Here is an 18,462-nt window from a genome sequence, read left to right on the forward strand (position 1 = left end):
ACCGTGCCACGGCCAACCACCGCGCCATCGCCGGCCACCGCGCCATCGCCGGGCGTCATCCCGGTCACTGGGTCACCCCGGCCACGGTGAAGTACGCCCGCGCCCGCGCGGCGGCCAGCTCCGCGTCGGGCAGCAGCCCGGCGGCGTCGGCGAGGACGAGCAGCCGGGCCAGGTGGGCCGGGGACCGGCCGGACTGCTGCCCGGCCAGCATGGTGAAGTGCTCCTGGTGCCCGGCCAACCAGGCCAGGAACACGATGCCGGTCTTGTAGAACCAGGTCGGCGCGGCGAACAGGTGCCGGGCCAGCGGCAGGGTCGGGGCGAACGCCGCGTCGTACCGGTCCAGGTCACCGGCGTCGAGCGCGGCGAGCGCGGTGGCGGCTGCCGGCGCGATGGCGGCGAAGACGCCGAGCAGCGCGTCGGAGTGGCCCTGCGCGTCACCCCGGATCAGCTCCGGGTAGTGGAAGTCGTCGCCGGTGTAGAGGCGTACCCCGGCGGGCAGGCGGCGACGCAGCGCCACCTCCCGACCGGCGTCGAGCAGGGACACCTTGATCCCGTCGATCTTCCCCTGGTGCTCCTTGACCAGGTCCAGCACCGTCTCGGTGGCCTCGTCCAGGTCGGCCGAGCCCCAGTAACCGGCGAGCGCCGGGTCGAACATGTCGCCGAGCCAGTGCAGCACCACCGGCTGGTCGGCGGCGGCGAGCAGCTCGGCGTACACCCGAAGGTAGTCGTCGGGGCCGGTGGCGACGGCGGCCAGGTGGCGGCTGCACATCAGCACCGGGCGGGCCCCGGCGGCGCTGACGTCGGCGAGCTGTTCGGCGTATGCCCGGGTCACCTGGGGCACCGTGGCCGGGCCGGGTGGCAGCTGGTCGGTGGCGACCCCGGCCACGATCCGGCCGCCGACCGCGCGGGCCTCGGCGGCGCTGCGCCGGATCAGCTCCCGGGTGGCCGGGTGGTCCAGGCCCGCGCCGCGCTGGGCGGTGTCCATCGCCTCGGCCACCCCCAGCCCGTACGACCAGAGGTGGTGGCGGAAGGCGAGCGTACGTTCCCAGTCGACGGCGGCCGGGGCGCCCGGGACGTTCTCCGCGCCCGGGTCGGCGACGACGTGCGCGGCGGCGTACGCCACCCGGCTGGTGGACGGACCGGTGGGACGGTCGTGACCGGCGCTGCCGCGCAGCCGGTGGGTGCTGCCGTCGGGCAGCCGGACGGTGCCGGTCACCGGGACAGCTCCGGCACCTCGACGCGGCGGCCCTCCCGCGCGGAGCGCAGCCCCAGCTCGGCCAGTTGCACGCCGCGCGCGCCGGCCAGGAAGTCCCAGGCGAACGGGGATCCGGTGACGACGTGCCGCAGGAACGCCTCCCACTGCACCTTGAACCCGTTGTCGAACTCCTCGTTGTCGGGCACCTCGGTCCACTGGGCCCGGAAGTCCTCGGTGGCGGGCAGGTCCGGATTCCAGACCGGCTTGGGGGTGACCGCCCGGTGTTGGACCCGGCACCGGCGCAGCCCGGCGACGGCGCTGCCCTCGGTGCCGTCGACGTGGAACTCGACCAGTTCGTCGCGGTGCACCCGGGTGGCCCAGGACGAGTTGAGCGCGGCGACGATCCCGCCGTCGAGTTCGAAGATCCCGTACGCGGCGTCGTCGGCGGTGGCGGGGTAGGGGCGGCCGGCCTCGTCGACGCGCTCGGGGATGTGGGTGGCGGCGAGGCAGGTGACCGCGCGGACCGGGGCGAACAGCTCCTCCAGCACGTACTGCCAGTGCGGGAACATGTCCATCACGATGCCGCCGCCGTCCTCGGTGCGGTAGTTCCAGGAGGGTCGCTGGGCGGGCTGCCAGTCGCCCTCGAACACCCAGTAGCCGAACTCGCCGCGGACGGACAGGATGCGTCCGAAGAAGCCGCCATCGATGAGCCGGCGGAGCTTGCGCAGCCCGGGGAGGAAGAGTTTGTCCTGTACGACGCCGGTGCGGATGCCCGCGGCGTCGGCGGCCCGGACCAGCTCCAGCGCGGCGGCACTGGACTCGGCGAGCGGCTTCTCGGTGTAGATGTGCTTGCCGGCCTCGATAGCCTGGCGGATCGCCTTCTCCCGTTGCTGGGTCACCTGGGCGTCGAAGTAGATCTCCGCGTCGTCGCGGGCCAGGGCGGCGGCCAGGTCGGTGGTCCAGTCGGTGAGGCCGTGCCGTTCCGCGACCGCCCGCAGCCGGGTCTCGTCCCGGCCGACCAGGATCGGCTCGGGCCAGATCCGGGTGCCGTCACCCAGCGGCAGCCCGCCCTGCTCACGAATCGCGAGCAGGGAGCGGACGAGGTGCTGGCGGTAGCCCATCCGACCGGTGACGCCGTTGACGATGATGCCGATCGACCTTCGGGTCATGGTCGTCCTTCCCCTTTGCACATCACATAGGTAAGCGCTTTCCTAGCAGCCTAGGCGGCGGCCCGACCACGGGCAAGGGCCCGCCCCGGCCGTTGCGGTAACCTGTCCGCTACCGCGCGGCCCGGATCGGGGCCGGACACTTTCGGGGGTGCCCATGGCGACGCTGGCCGATGTCGCCCGCCGCGCCGGGGTCTCCCCCGCCACCGCCTCCCGGGTGATCAACGGCAGCAGCAAGCCCGTCGCCGACAACCTGCGCGAACGGGTGCTGCGGGCCGTCGCCGACCTGCGCTACGTGCCGAACGCGCACGCCCAGTTGCTGGCCCGGCCGCAGCGCAGCGTGGTCGGCGTGGTGGTGCACGACGTCTCCGACCCGTACTTCGCCGAGCTGACCCGGGGACTGCAACGGGTCGCCACCGACCACGGCCGGCTGGTCATCATCTGCAACAGCTACCGCGACCCGGAACGCGAGCTGGAGTACGTGGAGATGCTGCGGGCCCAGCAGGTCGCCGCGATCGTGCTGGCCGGCTCCGGCTACCACGACGTCACCTTCACCGCCCGGCTCGCCGAGAAGCTGGCCGCCTACGAGGCGACCGGCGGCCGGGTGGCGGTGGTCGGCCGGCACGAGCACCCGGGCGACGCGGTGATGCCGGCGAACGCCGACGGCGGCCGACTGCTCGGCGCGGAACTGCTGCGCCAGGGACACCGCCGGATCGGGGTGGTCGCCGGGCCGCAGGTGCTGACCACGATCACCGACCGGCTCGACGGGCTGCGTGCCGCGCTCGCCGAGGGCGGCCACCCGCTGTCCGAGGAGCGGATCCGCTACGCCGACTTCGACCGCGACGGCGGCGCCCGCGCCGCCGGTGAGCTGCTCGACGCCGTCCCCGGGCTGACCGCCCTGGTGGCGCTGAACGACTCGATGGCCGTCGGCGCGCTGACCCTGCTGCGCGCCCGCGACATCCCGGTCCCCGGGCAGGTCTCGGTGGTGGGCTTCGACGACATGCCGGTCGCCGCCGACGTCACCCCCGCGCTGACCACCGTCCGGCTGCCGCTGGTGGAGCTGGGCGCACGGGCGATGACCCTGGCCCTGGGCCCGGCCGCCGACCGGTCCCGGGTCGAGGTGCTGCCGGCCACCCTGGTCGTCCGGGACAGTCTCGGCCCCGCCCCGGACTGACCCGCCCGCACCGGTCCGCCGGATCGGTGCCCTGGCCGCCGCACGCCCGCGCGGCAGGCCGGCGGTCGACACCGGCCGGCCCGGCAGCCCGGCGGGCGGGGTCGGCACCGGCTCAGGCCGGGGTCGTCGCCAGCTCGGCGAGCCGGTCGATCTGCCGGGGGTCGGACAGCGCCGAACCCACCGCCACCACCCGCACCCCGGCGGCGAGGAAGTCGGCGGCGTTGCCCGCGTCGATCCCCCCGGTCGCCACGAACCGCAGCTCCGGCAGTGGGCCGGCGACCGCCTTGAACCACTGTGGGCCGAGGCTGACCGCCGGGAACGCCTTGAGCCAGATCAGCCCGTGGTCGAGCGCGAGCTGCGCCTCGGTGGGGGTGGCCACCCCGGGCAGGTGCGGGATGCCGTAGCTGACCGCCGCGTCGGCCACCGCCAGGTCCAACCCGGGGGCGACGGTGAACGCCGCCCCGGCGCTGGCGGCCTGCCGGACCTGGGCGGGGGTGCGCACCGTGCCGGCACCGACCCGTCGGCCCCGGTCCTTGCCGGCCTCCACCGCCGCCCGCAGGGCGAGCGTGGCGTCGGGGGTGCGGATCGGCACCTCGACCACGTCGATGCCCAGATCCCAGGCCCGTTGGGCGAGCCGCACGGTCTCCATCGGGGGCAGGTCGCGCAGGATCACCATCACCCGTGCGGTGCCGAACAGGGGTGCGAAGTCGTGCGCGGTCATCGACCGTTCCTTCCGGTGGCGGGGGTGGGGAGCAGGCCGGCGTCGACCAGGTCCAGGCTCGCCCAGTCCCGTGCCGGCAGGGCGAGGAGCCGATCGGCCAGCGCCCGCCCCGGTGGCGGAGCGGTGTCGCCGGCCACGGTCAGGGCGGGGACCGCGCAGAGGTGCCCGAGCCGCAGGCAGTGGTGCAGGTCGAGGCCGCGCAGCAGCCCGGACAGGCAGCCGGCGGCGAAGGCGTCGCCGGCGCCGACCGGCTCGTGCACCGGCACCCGCAGCGCGGGGACGAAGACGGCCGGGCCGGTGCGGGGCAGCGCGGTGACGCCGACGTCGGCGTCCTTGACCACCACCAGGTCCGGGCCGGGCAACAGGTCCCGCACGGCGTCCGGGTCGGTGACGCCCCACAGCGTGTGTGCCTCGTCCAACCCGACGAGGACCACGTCGGCGGCGTCGGCGAGCCCGCGCAGCACCGGCGCGGCAGTCCCGGCCGGCCAGAGCCGGGCCCGGTGGTTGACGTCGAAGGTGACCCGGGCGGCGGGCAGCGGCCGGTCGGTGACCGCCCGGCGCACCAGGGCCGCGCAGGACGGCGAGAGGGCGGCGGTGATCCCGGACAGGTGCAGCAGCCGGGCCCCGGCCAGCGCCGGGTCGTCCAGCACCCCGGGGTGCAGGCGGGAGGCCGCCGACCCGGACCGGTAGTAGTGCACGGCGGTGCCGTCGGGCGTCGGGTCCTTGAGGTAGACGCCGGTCGGCGCGGTCGGGTCGACGGCGACCAGGCCGGTGTCCACCCCGGTGTCGGCGACGTGTCGTAGCACCCGCCGGCCGAACGGATCGTCGCCGACCCGGCTCACCCAGGCGGTCCGGTGGCCGAGCGCGGCGAGCGCGGACGCCACGTTGGACTCCGCGCCGCCGACCGAGACGCCCAGCCGGTCGGCCCGCGCCAGCGGGCCCGTGGGGTCCGGGCTGAGCACCACCATCGACTCGCCGACGGTGACCACCTCAGGTCCGGCCGACGGCTCGGGGCGCCCCGCCACGGCGGTCGGTCCGTCGGCGGTCACGCCGGCTCCGCGGCGGCGAGCAGGGCGGCCACGCCGGCCCGGTCGCGTACCCCGTCGGCGACCAGCACCCGGTGCCGGCCGGTCCGTCGACCACCGGCGGGCACCACGGCCGGCCGGTCGAAGGCGAAGGCCACACAGACGCCCGGATACATCGCCGTCCGCACGAACCACCGGTCGCCCAGCCCGAGCCCGGTGAAGACCAGGGTGTACGCCCCACCGCCCGGCGCGACGCCGGTCAGCGCGACCCAGCGGGCGGCGCTGCCGTTGGCCGCCTTCTCCCCGTCGGTGTCGGCGGTGAACGTGACCGGCTCGCCGTCGGCGACCGCCCGCCAGAAGAAGCCGCCGTAGCCGGCCCCGTCGGGTCGCCCGTTGGTGGCCGGGCTGCCCAGGTGGACGTCCCGGTCCGTGGGGGCGGTGAGGGTGTAGTCGATGTCGAGGGCCCAGGCGTCGGGGGCCACCGGGGTCGCGGCGAGCCGGCGGTGCTCGGTGAGCAGCACACCGCCGTCGCGGTCGCGCCACTGCAACGCGTGCGCCAGCCGGTCCGGGGCCCGTTCCCGCCACTGGGTGTGGGCGATCACGCCGTGGTCGTCGCGCCAGGTGTAGCCGGTGTCCCGGACGTACGTCCGGCCGCCCCACAGGTTGGTGCCGTCGACGTCCTGCACGGCCAGCGACGCCCCGAGGTGCCACACGTGGTCGGCGGGCAGCGCGTCGGTGACCGGGGTGCCGGCCAGCGTCCGCACCGGGTGCAGGTAGGGCCGGGGACCGTGGCGGGGGGCCAGGTCGGGCCGCACCACGTACCGGGCCACCTCGACGTCACCGATGTGCAGCGCCGGATCGTCGTCGTCCGGCCCGCCCGCGTCGGACGCACCCGGGTCGGCCGGACCCGGGTGGGTGACCGCCCCGACCGGGTCCGGGCCGGGGTGGTGCGGCTGCGGGTCGAACCGCGTGGGAGCAGGGTGGGGGTGACCGGTCACGGTGCCTCCGTCCGGGTGGAAGGCCTGCGGGCGGCGACGGCGTGCAGGGCGGCCAACGCGTAGCCGGCCAGGATCGGCACCGCCACCGGGGTGACCAGTATCCCCAACAGAGCGGCCACCGCGCAGACCCCGCCGGCCGCCGCCCAGGTCCCCGGCCGGGCCAGGCCGGTCCGGGCGGCGACCCGGGCCGCGCCCCGCCAGCCCCGCCCGCCGGTACGACCGATCGCCACCACGGTCAGCCCGGCGTACCCGGCCAGGGCGGCGGTGACCACGGCGGTGCCGGCCAACGCGATCCCGCCGCCGGGCACCCGGCCGGTGGCCAGCGCGACCAGGTCGACGCCGAGCGCGACGGCGACGGCCACCCCGACGGCACTGGCCGCCAGGCCGGCCGGCACCGCCCGGCCGAACCGGGCGAGCGTGGTGCGCAGGTCCGGCCAACCGCCGAGGGTCAGCCGGTCGTGCACGGCGGCGCTGGCGGTGGCCAGGGCCGGCGCGAGGGTGAGCACCGGCAGCGCGGCCAGGCTCAGCGCGAACCCGAGCAGCGCCAGGTCGGTGGCGTCACGCAGGGTGTCCCGCCAGTCCCGACGGGCCGGCTCGGCGTCCTCCTGGGCCAGCGGGACGGCGGTCATCCCTTCAACCCGCTGGTGTTGATGCCCTCGACGAGCATCCGCTGGAAGGCCAGGAAGAACAGGAAGACCGGCAGCAGCGACAGCACCGACATGGCGAACATCGGGCCGACCGCGCTCTGGCTGGTGGAGTCGATGAACAGGGTCAGTGCCACCGGCACGGTGTAGTCGTCCAGGCTGGACAGGAAGACCAGTTGCCGGAAGAAGTCGTTCCAGGTCCAGATGAACGAGAAGATCGCGGTGGTGACCAGCGCCGGCCGGCTCAGCGGCAGGATGACGTGCCGGAAGATGCCGTACGGGCTGGCACCGTCGATCTTGGCTGCCTCGTCCAGCTCGCGCGGGATGCCCCGCATGAACTGCACCATCAGGAACACGAAGAACGCCTCGGTGGCGAGGAACTGCGGGATGAGCAGCGGCAGGTAGGGCCACTCCCCGCCGACCAGACCCAGGCTGCGGAACAGGATGTACTGCGGCACGATCAGCACGTGGCCGGGGAGCAGCAGGGTGCCGATCATGACGGCGAACCAGATCCCCCGCAGCCGGAACCGCAGCCGGGCGAAGGCGTACGCGGCCAGCAGGCAGGAGACCGCGTTGCCGACCACGGTCAGCAGGCTGACCATCGCGCTGTTGAGGAAGAACGTGCCGAAGCTGAGGTCGAAGTTGCCCCAGCCGGCGGTGAAGTTGCCCGGGGTGAACGTCTCGGGCAGCAGGCCGACGTTGCTGACGATCTCTTCCGGCGACTTGACCGAGGTGCCCAGCATCCACAGCAGCGGATAGAGCACCACCGCCACGATCACGATCAGGATGAGCAGGCGTACCGCCTGCCGGCCGCCCGACTTGCGGCTGCTGCGTGGACGCGCCGTCGAGGTCACCGCCACCATCACTTCTCCCCGTCGGAGTAGTGCACCCAGAACCGCCCGGTGCTGAAGAAGATCGCGGTGATCAGGCCGATCGCGATCAGGAAGACCCAGGCCATCGCGGAGGCGTAGCCCATCTCCAGGTCGGTGAAGCCGGAGATGTAGAGCTTCAGGGTGTACATCAGGGTGGAGTCGACCGGGCCGCCGGTGCCGTTGCTGAGCACGAAGGCGGCGGTGAAACCCTGGAACCCGTTGATGGTCTCCAGCACCAGGTTGAAGAAGATGACCGGGGAGAGCATCGGCAGGGTGACGTGCCAGAACTGCGACCACCGGCTGGCGCCGTCGACGGAGGCGGCCTCGTACAGCTCGGTGGGCACCTGCTTGAGCCCGGCCAGGAAGATCACCATCGGGGCCCCGAACTGCCAGATCGCCAGCACCATCAGGGTCTGCAGCGCCCAGTCCGGGTCGCTGACCCAGGGCAGCCCCTCGATGCCGAACAGCGCGAGGAACGAGTTGAACGCGCCGTCCCGGTTGAACATGTTGACCCAGACGATGGCCAGCGCCACGCTGCCGCCGAGCAGTGACGGCAGGTAGAACAGCGCCCGGAACAGGCCCACCCCGCGCCACGCCTTGTTGAGCAGCAACGCCACGCCGAGCGCGGCGGCCAGCTTCAGCGGCACGGCCACCAGGGCGAAGGTCAACGTGACCCGGACCGCGTGCCAGTACGACGGGTCGGCGGTGAACATCCGCTCGTAGTTGGCCAGCCCGACCCACTGCACCTCGGACAGCGGGGTGAGGATGTCGTAGTTGGTGAAGCTCAGCCAGAGCGAGAGCAGCATGGGGATCGCCGTGACGCCCATCAGTCCGATGAGCCAGGGCGAGAGGAATACGTAACCCGCCAGTCCTTCGGCGTGCCGGTCCCGCCCGACCCGACGCCGGTTGGCGTGGGGGCGGGCGGAACCGGTGCGTCCGGTCCGGCCGGGGGCCGTGGTGAGGGCCACGGGGCCGGCTCCTTTCGTCGACCGCGACGGGTCGATCAGGCGATCGCGGACTTGCAGGCGGTGATGAACTGCTCCGCCGCCTGGGCCGGGCTGGCCCGCTTGTACTGGACGTTCTCGGCGGCCTTGATCAGCTCGGACTTGACCTTGCTGTGTCCCTTGATCGGCACCTGCGGCGACTGGCCGAACTTCTGCGCCAGCTCGGACTCGACCTGGATGGACTGCTTCATCGCCGGGTCGGTCACCGACTCGCTGACCTTGGCCCGCAGGTCCATGTTCGACGGCAGCCCCCGGTCGGTGCCGAGCAGCGCCGCCGCCTCTGGGTCGTTGGCCAGGAAGTTGATCACGTCGACGGCGGTGTCGCGGTGCTTGCTGCTCTTGAACACCGACCAGTACATCGAGGCGCGGGCCCACTGGGCGCTCGGGTCACCCGGGTACGCCACGACGCCCAGCTCGTCCTTGGTGTTCTTCTTCAGGTCCGGCATCTGGTTGACCCAGACCCAGGAGGTGGCGGCCTTGCCGGTGACCACGAGCTGCTTGGTCACGTCGCTGGCGTTGCCCTCGTGGATCACGTCGGGGGTGGGGGTGGCGCCCCGGTCCCGGGCGCCCTTCCACAACTCGAACCACTTCGTCACGTCCTCGGCGGTGAAGCCCAGGTCCTTGCCGTTGTAGAGGTCCTTGCCCTGCTGGCGCAGCCAGACCCAGAACGCCTTGTAGTCGGCGCTCGGGTCCTGGGTGCCCGGAATCTTGGTCTTCCTGGCCACCTGCTCGGCCCAGGCGATGTGCTCCTCCCAGCTCTGGCCGGTGGTCGGCTCCGGGAGGCCGTTGCTGGTCAGCAGGGTCTTGTTGTAGACCAGGCCCTGGGTGTTCTCGCCGGAGGCCACCCCGGCCAGCTTGCCGTCGACGACGCCGTACTCCAGCAGGCTCTTGGGGAACTTGGACACGTCGAGCTTGCCGGAGTCCTGGTAGCTCTTGAGGTCGAGCACGGTGCTGCGGCCGGCGTACTCGGACAGGTAGTTGTCGTCGATCTGGAACAGGTCCGGCGGGTTGCCGCCGGCGGTGAGGGTGGCCAGCTTGTCGAAGTAGCCCTGGTTGGCCTGCCAGGTCTTCTCGAACGTCACGTTCGGGTGCTTCTTGGTATAGAGGGCGAGGGCGTCCTCGGTGAGCTTGGCCCGCGCCTCACCGCCCCACCAGAAGACCGAGAGCTTGACCTGTCCGTCGGCACCGGCGTCGTCGTCGCCGCAGGCCGCCGCGCCGAACATCAGCGGTACGGCGACGGCGGCGGCGACCAGGCCGCGCAGGAATCGACGACGGGGTGCGAGGGTACGGTGGTGCGGTTCGGCCGGCGTACCGGCGGTGGGGGACGTTGCGGGGTGCATGCGCTCACTCCTCGGGCTAGGAGGCGACGACGCCACCGGTGGTCACGGTCGGGCTGCCCGGGTCCGCAAGGCGATGCGGGCCCGGGCCATCCGGAACGGATCCGGGACGGGATCGACCGGGTACGGGTCCGGTCGAGTCGCGAATGACCAGTTCGGTCTGGAGCATTACCTGTGCGGTGGTGCGTCGGTCGCCGACGGCCGCTGCCCGTCCCCCGCCGCGCGGGCGGAGTTCGGAGTCGTGCTGCAGCAGCATGTCGACGGCCGTCCGGCCGGCGGCCGCGGTTGGGGTGGCCACCGTCGTCAACTTGGGGCGGGTGAGTCGGCTCAGCGCGATGTCGTCGACCCCGACCACGCTGACGTCCTGCGGCACCCGGATGCCGAGGTGGTCGAGCCCCTCGATCAGCCCGATCGCCATCAGGTCGTTGTAGGCGAGCACGGCGCTGACGCCGCTGTCGCGTACCTGGGTGGCCAGCGCGCTGCCGCCGGTCTCGGTGGGCGGGTTCGGGCCGAGCACGGTCAGCTCGGCCCCACCGGAGCGGGCGGCGGCCCCGGCCGCCCGGCGCATCTGCTGGTTGGTCCAGGAGCCGCGCGGGCCGCCGAGCAGGGCGAGCTGCCGGTGGCCGAGGCCCAGCAGGTGCTCGATCGCGGCGCGGGCGCCCTGACCGACGTCCATCATCACGCAGGGCAGACCGGTCACCTGGCGGTTTATCACCACCACCGGGACTTCCCGGCTGACCTGCTCGATCAGGGCGTTGCTCATCCGGGGGCTGCACAGCAGCACCCCGTCCACCTGCTTGGCCAGCGCGTGGACCAGCTCCTCCTCGGCGGCCGGGTCCTCATTGGTGTCGGCCACGAAGACGTGGTAGTCGCGGTGCCGGGCCTGCCCCTCGGCCGCCTTGATCAGCGGCGGGAAGAACGGGTTGGCGATGTCCGCGATGATCAGGCCGATGTTGTGGGTCCGGCCGGTGATCAGGGCGCGGGCGGCCCGGTTGGGCCGGTAGCCGAGCTCCTCGGCGCAGGCCAGCACCCGGACCCGGGTCTCCGGGTTGACCAGGTGCGGCGCCGAGAAGGTGCGGGACACCGTGGAGATGTGCACGCCCGAGGCCCGCGCGACGTCGCGGATGGTGGCTGGCACGGGCGGCCCTCTCGTCGATGGTGTGGTCGGGGTCACGTGGGTGCCGCCAATTAATGCAAACGGTTGCTCCACTGTCAACGGGAGTTTGTTACAGGTCGATTGCGGGGGCGCTCTCACCATGCCCCCTTAAGCCCACAAAAGGGTATCTATACCACGGGATTGGCATCGATCGTTGACGTGCTCTTCATCGTCGTGGTTTCTTCACTGCAAACCTTTGCAGCGACCGGGGAGGTCCACCCGATGTCACCACCCGCCACGCCGCGTCGACGGCATGCCCTGGTCGGCACCGGGGCGCGGGCCGAGATGTTCGTCCGCGCCCTGGTCACCGAGCACGCCGACACCGCCCAGCTGGTCGCCTTCGCCGACGTCAACCAGACCCGGATGGACGCGCACAACCGGTGGCTGGCCGAGCTGGGCCACCCGGCCGTGCCGACCTACCGGGCCGGCGACTTCGCCGCCATGCTCGACCGGGAACGGGTCGACGTGGTCCTGGTGACCAGCGTCGACGTCACCCACGACGAGTACATCGTGGCGGCCCTGCGGGCCGGCTGCGACGTGGTCACCGAGAAGCCGATGACCGTCGACGCGGCCCGCTGCCGACGCATCCTCGACGCGGTCGCCGAGACCGGCCGGCAGGTCACCGTCGCCTTCAACTACCGCTACAACCCGTTGCACGAGCAGGTCCGGCGGCTGCTCGCCGACGGCGCGGTCGGCGAGATCGGCTCGGTGCACTTCGAGTGGCTGCTCGACGTGCGGCACGGCGCGGACTACTTCCGCCGCTGGCACCGGGACAAGGGCAGCTCGGGCGGGCTGATGGTGCACAAGGCCAGCCACCACTTCGACCTGGTCAACTGGTGGCTCGACGCCACCCCGGTCGAGGTGTACGCGGCCGGCCGGCTGTTCTTCTACGGCGCCGACGGCCGCCGGCACGGCTACGCCCGCGACTACGACCGGGCGCACGACTCCCCCGCCGCCGCCGACGACCCGTTCGCCCTGCGGCTGGCCGACCACCCCCGGCTGCGGGAGCTGTACCTCGACGCCGAGGGAGAGGACGGCTACCACCGCGACCGCAACGTCTTCGCCCCCGGGGTGAGCATCGAGGACGACATGGCGGTGCTGGCCCGCTACTCCACCGGCGCGACGATGACCTACCACCTCACCGCGTACGCGCCCTGGGAGGGTTACCGGGTGATGGTCAACGGCAGCCGGGGCCGCCTCGAACTGGAGGTCACCGAGAGCGACTTCGTCAGCCCGGGGGCCGCCGGCGCGCTCAAGGGCGCGGCCCTGCACGGCGACGAGGCCGCCGCCGAACACGGCGCGGCCACCCTGACCCTGCGCCCGTTCTGGGCCCCGCCCACCCGGGTGCCGGTCGAGGGCTACACCCGGCAGGGCCACGGTGGCGCGGACGCCCGGATGACCCGGGTGATCTTCGGTGGCGAGCCGGACCCGCTGGACCGGGCCGCCACCGCCCGTGACGGGGCGCTGGCCCTGCTCACCGGGTTGGCCGCCAACCGTTCCTTCGCCACCGGCGATCCGGTCCGGGTGGCCGACCTGCTCACCCTGCCCTGACCGCTGCCGGCCGACCCTGCACCCACCCTGACCCGTTGCGGCCCACCCACCGGCCCACCCCGGCCGCTGCGGCCCACGCCACCACCGCCCCCGCCCTGATCCGCCGACCCGCCGCCCGTACCCGAGGAGTCCCCCGACGTGCCGACCTCTCCTGACCTGCTCCTGCCGACCGACCCGGGCGTCCGGGCCATCGCCCGCGAGCTGTACGCCCTGGCCGGGCCGCAGCCGATCATCTCGCCGCACGGGCACGTCGACCCGGCGCTGCTGGCCGAGGACCAGCCCTTCCCCGACCCGGCCCGGCTGCTCATCGTGCCCGACCACTACCTCACCCGGATGCTGCTCAGCCAGGGCGTCCCCCCGGCCGAGCTGGGCGTGCCCAGCGTCGACGGCAGCCCGGTGGAGACCGACGGCCGGACGATCTGGCGGCGCTTCGCCGCGCACTGGCACCTGTTCCGGGGCACCCCGTCCCGGCTGTGGCTGACCCGCACCTTCAGCGAGGTGTTCGGGGTGGACACCGCGCTGACCCCGGACACCGCCGACGCCGTCTACGACGAGCTGGCCGCCCGGCTGGCCGAGCCGGAGTACCGGCCCCGGGCGCTGTTCGAACGGTTCCGCATCGAGGTGCTGGCCACCACCGAGTCGCCCCTGGACGACCTCGGCCGGCACGCCAAGCTCGCCGCCGACGGCTGGGGCGGCCCGGGCGGCCGGGTGGTCACCACGTTCCGCCCGGACAACGTGGTCGACATGGAGTTCGACGGCTGGGCCGACAACGTGGCCCGGCTCGGCGAGGTGGCCGGCGTCGACACCGGCACGTACGCCGGCTACCTGGACGCGCTGCGGGCCCGCCGGGCGGCGTTCATCGCGGCCGGCGCGACCTCCTCCGACCACGGCCACCCCACCGCGCGGACCCTGGCGCTGACCGCCGACGAGGCGGCGAAGCTCTTCGACAGGGGCCGGCGCGGGCTGGCCGACGCCGCCGACGCCGAGGCGTTCCGGGCGCACATGCTGGTGGAGTTCGCCCGGATGTCCCTCGACGACGGGCTGGTGCTGCAACTGCACCCCGGCGCGGTCCGCAACCACAACCGCCGGCTGTACGCCAGCCACGGCCGCGACGTCGGCGGCGACGTCCCGCAGGCCACCGAGTACGTGCACGCGCTGGCCCCGCTGCTCGACGCGTACGGCAACGACCCGCGGCTGCGGGTGGTGCTCTACACCCTCGACGAGTACACCTTCACCCGGGAGCTGGCCCCGCTGGCGGGCGGCTACGCCGCGCTCTACCTCGGCGCGCCCTGGTGGTTCCTGGACTCCCCGGAGGTGCTGCGCCGGTTCCGGGAGGCGGTCACCGAGTCCGCCGGGTTCTACAACACCGCCGGGTTCGTCGACGACACCCGTGCGTTCTGCTCCATCCCGGTCCGCCACGACGTGGCCCGCCGGATCGACGCCGGGTTCCTGGCCCGCCTCGTCGCCGAGCACCGGCTGACCGAGGACGAGGCCGCCGAGACGGTCGTCGACCTGGCGTACCGGTTGCCCAAGAAGGTCTTCAGGTTCGGAGGGTCCGCATGAGCACCAGGATCACCGACGTCGACGTGCACGACGTCCGGTTCCCCACCGCGGCGGCCGGCGACGGCTCGGACGCGATCAACCGGGGTGACTACTCGGCCAGCTACGTGGAGCTGCGCACCGACACCGGTCCGACCGGCGCCGGGTTCACCTTCACCAACGGCCGGGGCAACGAGATCACCTGCGCGGCGATCGAGGCCCTCGCCCACCACGTCCGTGGGCGCACCGTGGAGGAGATCGCGGCCGAGCCGGTGGCGTTCTGGCGTTCGCTCACCGCCGACGTGCAGCTGCGCTGGCTGGGGCCGGAGAAGGGGGTCATCCACATGGCCGCCGGCGCGCTGGTCAACGCGGTCTGGGACCTGCGGGCCAAGCTGGCCGGCAAGCCGATGTGGCGCTACCTCGCCGAGCTGCCCACCGACGAGCTGGTCGCCAACATCGACTTCCACCACATCACCGACGCGCTCACCCCCGACGAGGCCGCCACCATCCTCGACAAGGGACTGGTCGGCGCGGCGGAACGGCTCGCGGAACTCGAGCAGGGTGGTTTTCCGTCGTACACCACCTCGGTCGGGTGGTTGGGGTATCCGGACGAGAAGGTGCGGGCGCTGACCCGCGAGGCGTACGCCCAGGGGTGGCGGGCGATGAAGATGAAGGTCGGCGGTCCGCCGGCCGACGACCTGCGCCGGGCGCGGATCATCCGGGCCGAGATCGGCCCGGACGCGCTGCTGATGATGGACGCCAACCAGGTCTGGGACGTCGACGAGGCGATCACCGCCATGACCGCGCTGGCCGAGGTCGACCCGTACTGGATCGAGGAGCCGACGCACGCGGACGACATCCTCGGGCACGCCCGGATCGCCCGCGCCGTGACCGCGCTGACCGACGGCCGGTGCCGGGTCGCCACCGGCGAGGTGGCCGCCAACCGGGTGATCTTCAAGCAGCTGCTCCAGGCCGAGGCGATCGGGGTGATGCAGATCGACGCCTGCCGGGTCGGCGGGGTCAACGAGGTGCTGGCGGAGATCCTGCTGGCGGCCAAGTTCGGGGTGCCGATCTGCCCGCACGCCGGTGGCGTCGGCCTCTGCGAGTACGTGCAGCACCTGGCGATCTTCGACTACCTGCGGGTCGGGGCCAGCCTGGACGGGCGGATGGTCGAGTACGTCGACCACCTGCACGAGCACTTCGTCGACCCGGTCCGCACCCGGGGCGGCCGGTACCTGCTGCCCACCGCCCCCGGCTACAGCGCCACCATGCGCCCCGAGTCGATCGCCCGGTTCCGCTTCCCGGACGGCCCGGCATGGCGGTGAACGGGGGCACCGAACGGCTGGGCCTGGCCACCCTGCGCCGGGTGCCCGCGCAGAGCCGACCGCTGATCCGGCCGGGCACCGTGCCGGCCGGCATCGTCCACCTGGGACTGGGCGCGTTCCACCGGGCCCACCAGGCGGTCTTCACCGAGGCGGCGATCAGTGCGGCCGGCGGCGACTGGGGCATCATCGGGGTCGCCCCGCGCAGCACCGCGCTGGTCGAGGCCCTCGCGGCGCAGGACGCGCTGTTCAGCGTCACCACGCTGGCCGCCGACCGGTCCGAGACCCGGGTGGTCGGCGCGCTGGCCGGGGTACGCCACGCGGCCAGCGACCCGGCGGCGGTGGTCGCGCTGCTGGCCGACCCGGCGATCCGGGTGGTGACGCTGACGGTGACCGAGAAGGCGTACCACCTGGACCCGGTCTCCGGGGTGCTGCGGGCCGACCCGGAGCTGACCCTCGACCTGACCACCGACCGGCTGCCGGTCACCGTGCCCGGCCTGCTGGTACGCGGGCTGCTCGCCCGTGCCGCCGCGCAGGCGGGCCCGATCGCGCTGGTCAGCTGCGACAACCTGCCGTCCAACGGGCGTCGGCTGCGCGGCCTGGTGCAGCAGTCGCTGACCCTGGCCGGGGTGCCGGACGCCGTGCGGGACGCCCTCGCCGGGCAGGTGAGCTTCCCCGGCACGATGGTGGACCGGATCGTCCCGGCCAGCACCGACGGGACGCTGGCGGACGCCCGCGCCGCGCTGGGGGTGGCCGACCTGGCGGCGGTGGCCGCCGAGCCGTACACCCAGTGGGTGCTGGAGGACGACTTCCCCGGCGGCCGGCCCCGGTGGGAGCAGGCCGGCGCGGTGCTCACCACCGACGCCGGGCCGTGGGAGCGGCTGAAGCTGCGCGGCCTCAACGGCGTGCACTCCGCGGTGGCCTACCTGGGGGCGGTGGCCGGCCGCGAGACGATCGCCGAGGCGCTGACCCTGCCCGGCCTGACCGACGTGCTGCGCCGGTTCGTCGCCGACGACGTGGCCGCCAGCTTCACCCCGCCCGACGGGGTACGGGTCACCGGGTACGGCGACGAGGCGCTGGCCCGCTTCGCCAACCCGGCGATCCGGCACCGCACCCTCCAGGTGGCGATGGACGGGTCGCAGAAGCTGCCGCAGCGGGTCCTGCACACCGCCGTCGATCTGCGCGCGCAGGGTCGGCCGGCGTACTGGTCGGCGCTGGTCGTGGCGGCCTGGCTGCGGTTCCTCGACGGGCGGGCCGACGACGGCACCGTGCTGCCGCTGGACGACCCGCTGGCCGACCGGATCACCGCCGCGCTCGCCACCGCCGGGGACACCCCCGCCGGCACGGTCGAGGCGCTGTTCGCCCTGCCGGAGGTCTTCCCGGCCGCGCTCGCCGACGACGACGGGTTCCGCGCCGACGTCGCCGGGTGGCTCGGCGCGCTGCGTACCCACGGGGTGGCGGCGGTCCTGGCGGGCGCGGCGTGACCGCCCCGGTGCCGCCGGCCGCCGCCGGTGGGCTGGCCGCCCAGGGCGCGCCGGCCACCCGCGACGCCACCGCAACGCCGACCGGCACCGGGGTCGCCGTACCCCGGGTGGCGATCGTCGGCGCGAACGGGCACGGCAAATGGCACCGGCGGACGGTGGCCCCGCTGCACGCGGCGGGACGGTTGCAGCTGGTGGCGCTGGTGGACGTGCGGCCGATCGAGGACGAGCCGGCCGCGCCCGTGCCGGCCGGGGCCACCGTGCACACCGACCACCGGGAGATGCTCGCCGCCACCCGGCCGGACGTGGTGATCGTCTGCACCCCGCCGCACACCCACCTGCCGATCGCCCTCGACGTCCTCGCCGCCGGTGCGGACCTGCTGCTGGAGAAGCCACCGGTGCTGTCCACCGCCGAACACCGGACGCTGGCCGGGGCGCTGACCGCGACCGGCCGGGCCTGCCAGGTCGGCTTTCAGGCGCTCGGGTCGGCGGCGCTGGCGCAGTTGTCGGCCGCCGTCGGGCAGGGCCGGCTGGGCACCGTCACCGGCATCGGCACGGTCGCCGCCTGGCAACGACCGGACGGCTACTTCGCCCGCTCCCCGTGGGCCGGCCGACGCACCCTGCACGGTCGGCCGGTGCTGGACGGGGCGTTGGTGAACCCGCTCGCGCACGCGGTGATGCAGTGCCTGGCGGTGGCCGAGACGGTGACCGGCGCGCCGGTCCGGCCGTCGGAGATCGAGCTGGAACGCTACCGGGTCCGGCCGATCGAGGTGGACGACACCGCCGCGCTGCGGATCGTCGTCGCCGGCGGGCCGCCGATCGTGGTGGCGGTGACGCTGGCCGGGGAGGACTTCGTCGCCGGTGAGGTGATCGTGACCGGCACCGCCGGGCGGGCGGTGCTGGAGTACCCGACCGACCGGCTGCTGCTGCCCGGTGACCCGCAACCCCGGGTGGTGCCGGGGCGGCGGGGGCTGCTGGAGAACCTGCTCGCCCACCGCGCCGACCCGGCCGGCACCCCGCTGATCGCCCCGCTGGCCCGGACCGCCCCGTTCACCGCCGTGCTGGAACAGGTGCAGCGCGCTCCCGAGCCGACCATGCTCGGCGGCGACCTGGTCACGGTGACCGGCAGCGGACCGGAGCGGGCGGTGACGGTGCGCGGGATCAACGCGGTGCTGCGCCGGGCCGCCGAGCAGGGGGCGCTGCTGTCGGAGCTGGCGGTGCCGTGGGCGGTGCCGCCGGTGCGCACCGCCCTGGCGGCGCAGGACGACTGACCCACC

General features: G+C 73.9%; 16 protein-coding genes. 6 read left to right on the forward strand and 10 right to left on the reverse strand.

Going from position 1 to position 18,462, the window contains the following annotated elements; translation table 11 throughout:
- Positions 1-64: 64 nt before the first annotated feature.
- Positions 65-1,216 (reverse strand): dihydrodipicolinate synthase family protein, encoded by a 1,152-nt coding sequence (locus tag ACQP1S_RS17585; protein WP_432896507.1) that lies wholly within the window; start codon positions 1,214-1,216, stop codon positions 65-67.
- The gene (locus ACQP1S_RS17590) at positions 1,213-2,364 is read right to left on the reverse strand and encodes a Gfo/Idh/MocA family protein (RefSeq protein ID WP_357775344.1); all 1,152 of its coding nucleotides are present in this window, start codon (positions 2,362-2,364) and stop codon (positions 1,213-1,215) included. Before ACQP1S_RS17590 ends, ACQP1S_RS17585 begins: the two co-directional genes overlap by 4 nt.
- 154 nt (positions 2,365-2,518) lie before the next feature.
- Between ACQP1S_RS17590 and ACQP1S_RS17595 the strand changes: the two genes are divergently transcribed.
- Complete coding sequence (locus tag ACQP1S_RS17595) at positions 2,519-3,535, forward strand: LacI family DNA-binding transcriptional regulator (RefSeq protein WP_432908112.1); 1,017 nt, start codon at positions 2,519-2,521, stop codon at positions 3,533-3,535.
- A gap of 112 nt (positions 3,536-3,647) precedes the next feature.
- Here ACQP1S_RS17595 and ACQP1S_RS17600 read toward each other — a convergent pair whose 3' ends face one another.
- From ACQP1S_RS17600 to ACQP1S_RS17635, 8 genes are read right to left on the reverse strand one after another with little or no spacing between them, the layout of a single operon-like run.
- The gene (locus ACQP1S_RS17600) at positions 3,648-4,256 is read right to left on the reverse strand and encodes a bifunctional 4-hydroxy-2-oxoglutarate aldolase/2-dehydro-3-deoxy-phosphogluconate aldolase (protein ID WP_091251136.1); all 609 of its coding nucleotides are present in this window, start codon (positions 4,254-4,256) and stop codon (positions 3,648-3,650) included.
- The gene (locus ACQP1S_RS17605) at positions 4,253-5,305 is read right to left on the reverse strand and encodes a sugar kinase (RefSeq protein ID WP_432896512.1); all 1,053 of its coding nucleotides are present in this window, start codon (positions 5,303-5,305) and stop codon (positions 4,253-4,255) included. Before ACQP1S_RS17605 ends, ACQP1S_RS17600 begins: the two co-directional genes overlap by 4 nt.
- On the reverse strand, positions 5,302-6,279 hold the full coding sequence (locus ACQP1S_RS17610; protein WP_432896515.1) for a PmoA family protein: 978 nt from the start codon (positions 6,277-6,279) through the stop codon (positions 5,302-5,304). Before ACQP1S_RS17610 ends, ACQP1S_RS17605 begins: the two co-directional genes overlap by 4 nt.
- Positions 6,276-6,908 carry a hypothetical protein gene (locus ACQP1S_RS17615; protein ID WP_432896518.1) on the reverse strand — a complete coding sequence of 211 codons (633 nt, stop codon included), beginning with the start codon at positions 6,906-6,908 and terminating at the stop codon, positions 6,276-6,278. Before ACQP1S_RS17615 ends, ACQP1S_RS17610 begins: the two co-directional genes overlap by 4 nt.
- On the reverse strand, positions 6,905-7,786 hold the full coding sequence (locus tag ACQP1S_RS17620; RefSeq protein ID WP_432896520.1) for a carbohydrate ABC transporter permease: 882 nt from the start codon (positions 7,784-7,786) through the stop codon (positions 6,905-6,907). Before ACQP1S_RS17620 ends, ACQP1S_RS17615 begins: the two co-directional genes overlap by 4 nt.
- Positions 7,786-8,763: a carbohydrate ABC transporter permease gene (locus ACQP1S_RS17625; protein WP_091251132.1), complete on the reverse strand. Its 978-nt coding sequence runs from the start codon at positions 8,761-8,763 to the stop codon at positions 7,786-7,788. The genes ACQP1S_RS17620 and ACQP1S_RS17625 overlap by 1 nt, the downstream gene beginning before the upstream one ends.
- Before the next feature lie 35 nt (positions 8,764-8,798).
- Positions 8,799-10,139: an ABC transporter substrate-binding protein gene (locus ACQP1S_RS17630; protein ID WP_432896524.1), complete on the reverse strand. Its 1,341-nt coding sequence runs from the start codon at positions 10,137-10,139 to the stop codon at positions 8,799-8,801.
- A 16-nt stretch (positions 10,140-10,155) separates the two neighbouring features.
- The gene (locus ACQP1S_RS17635) at positions 10,156-11,274 is read right to left on the reverse strand and encodes a LacI family DNA-binding transcriptional regulator (RefSeq protein ID WP_091251128.1); all 1,119 of its coding nucleotides are present in this window, start codon (positions 11,272-11,274) and stop codon (positions 10,156-10,158) included.
- Between the two features lie 240 nt (positions 11,275-11,514).
- On the opposite strand from ACQP1S_RS17635, the gene ACQP1S_RS17640 reads away from it, so the two are divergent.
- The 5 genes from ACQP1S_RS17640 to ACQP1S_RS17660 all read left to right on the forward strand — a co-directional run bounded on the left by ACQP1S_RS17640 (position 11,515) and on the right by ACQP1S_RS17660 (position 18,456).
- Positions 11,515-12,843 carry a Gfo/Idh/MocA family protein gene (locus tag ACQP1S_RS17640; protein WP_432896529.1) on the forward strand — a complete coding sequence of 443 codons (1,329 nt, stop codon included), beginning with the start codon at positions 11,515-11,517 and terminating at the stop codon, positions 12,841-12,843.
- A gap of 138 nt (positions 12,844-12,981) precedes the next feature.
- A complete protein-coding gene (gene uxaC, locus ACQP1S_RS17645; RefSeq protein ID WP_432896532.1) occupies positions 12,982-14,406 on the forward strand; it encodes a glucuronate isomerase in 1,425 nt (474 codons plus the stop codon).
- Positions 14,403-15,707 carry an enolase C-terminal domain-like protein gene (locus ACQP1S_RS17650; protein WP_432896535.1) on the forward strand — a complete coding sequence of 435 codons (1,305 nt, stop codon included), beginning with the start codon at positions 14,403-14,405 and terminating at the stop codon, positions 15,705-15,707. The genes uxaC and ACQP1S_RS17650 overlap by 4 nt, the downstream gene beginning before the upstream one ends.
- Positions 15,698-17,188, forward strand: a complete 1,491-nt coding sequence (locus tag ACQP1S_RS17655) for a mannitol dehydrogenase family protein (protein WP_432896538.1) — start codon at positions 15,698-15,700, stop codon at positions 17,186-17,188. Before ACQP1S_RS17650 ends, ACQP1S_RS17655 begins: the two co-directional genes overlap by 10 nt.
- Positions 17,185-18,456: a Gfo/Idh/MocA family protein gene (locus ACQP1S_RS17660; protein WP_432896541.1), complete on the forward strand. Its 1,272-nt coding sequence runs from the start codon at positions 17,185-17,187 to the stop codon at positions 18,454-18,456. Before ACQP1S_RS17655 ends, ACQP1S_RS17660 begins: the two co-directional genes overlap by 4 nt.
- The last annotated feature ends 6 nt before the right edge of the window (positions 18,457-18,462 follow it).

The sequence above is a fragment of the Micromonospora matsumotoense genome (assembly GCF_050951065.1).
Classification (GTDB): domain Bacteria; phylum Actinomycetota; class Actinomycetes; order Mycobacteriales; family Micromonosporaceae; genus Micromonospora; species Micromonospora matsumotoensis.

What these genes read in the sequence shown, in the direction of transcription:
- ACQP1S_RS17620 (WP_432896520.1), bottom strand. Translation starts at nt 7,786, where the DNA reads ATGGTGGCGGTGACCTCGACGGCGCGTCCACGCAGCAGCCGCAAGTCG.
- ACQP1S_RS17630 (WP_432896524.1), bottom strand. Translation starts at nt 10,139, where the DNA reads ATGCACCCCGCAACGTCCCCCACCGCCGGTACGCCGGCCGAACCGCAC.
- ACQP1S_RS17590 (WP_357775344.1), bottom strand. Translation starts at nt 2,364, where the DNA reads ATGACCCGAAGGTCGATCGGCATCATCGTCAACGGCGTCACCGGTCGG.
- ACQP1S_RS17615 (WP_432896518.1), bottom strand. Translation starts at nt 6,908, where the DNA reads ATGACCGCCGTCCCGCTGGCCCAGGAGGACGCCGAGCCGGCCCGTCGG.
- ACQP1S_RS17640 (WP_432896529.1), top strand. Translation starts at nt 11,515, where the DNA reads ATGTCACCACCCGCCACGCCGCGTCGACGGCATGCCCTGGTCGGCACC.
- ACQP1S_RS17595 (WP_432908112.1), top strand. Translation starts at nt 2,519, where the DNA reads ATGGCGACGCTGGCCGATGTCGCCCGCCGCGCCGGGGTCTCCCCCGCC.
- ACQP1S_RS17650 (WP_432896535.1), top strand. Translation starts at nt 14,403, where the DNA reads ATGAGCACCAGGATCACCGACGTCGACGTGCACGACGTCCGGTTCCCC.
- ACQP1S_RS17655 (WP_432896538.1), top strand. Translation starts at nt 15,698, where the DNA reads ATGGCGGTGAACGGGGGCACCGAACGGCTGGGCCTGGCCACCCTGCGC.
- ACQP1S_RS17600 (WP_091251136.1), bottom strand. Translation starts at nt 4,256, where the DNA reads ATGACCGCGCACGACTTCGCACCCCTGTTCGGCACCGCACGGGTGATG.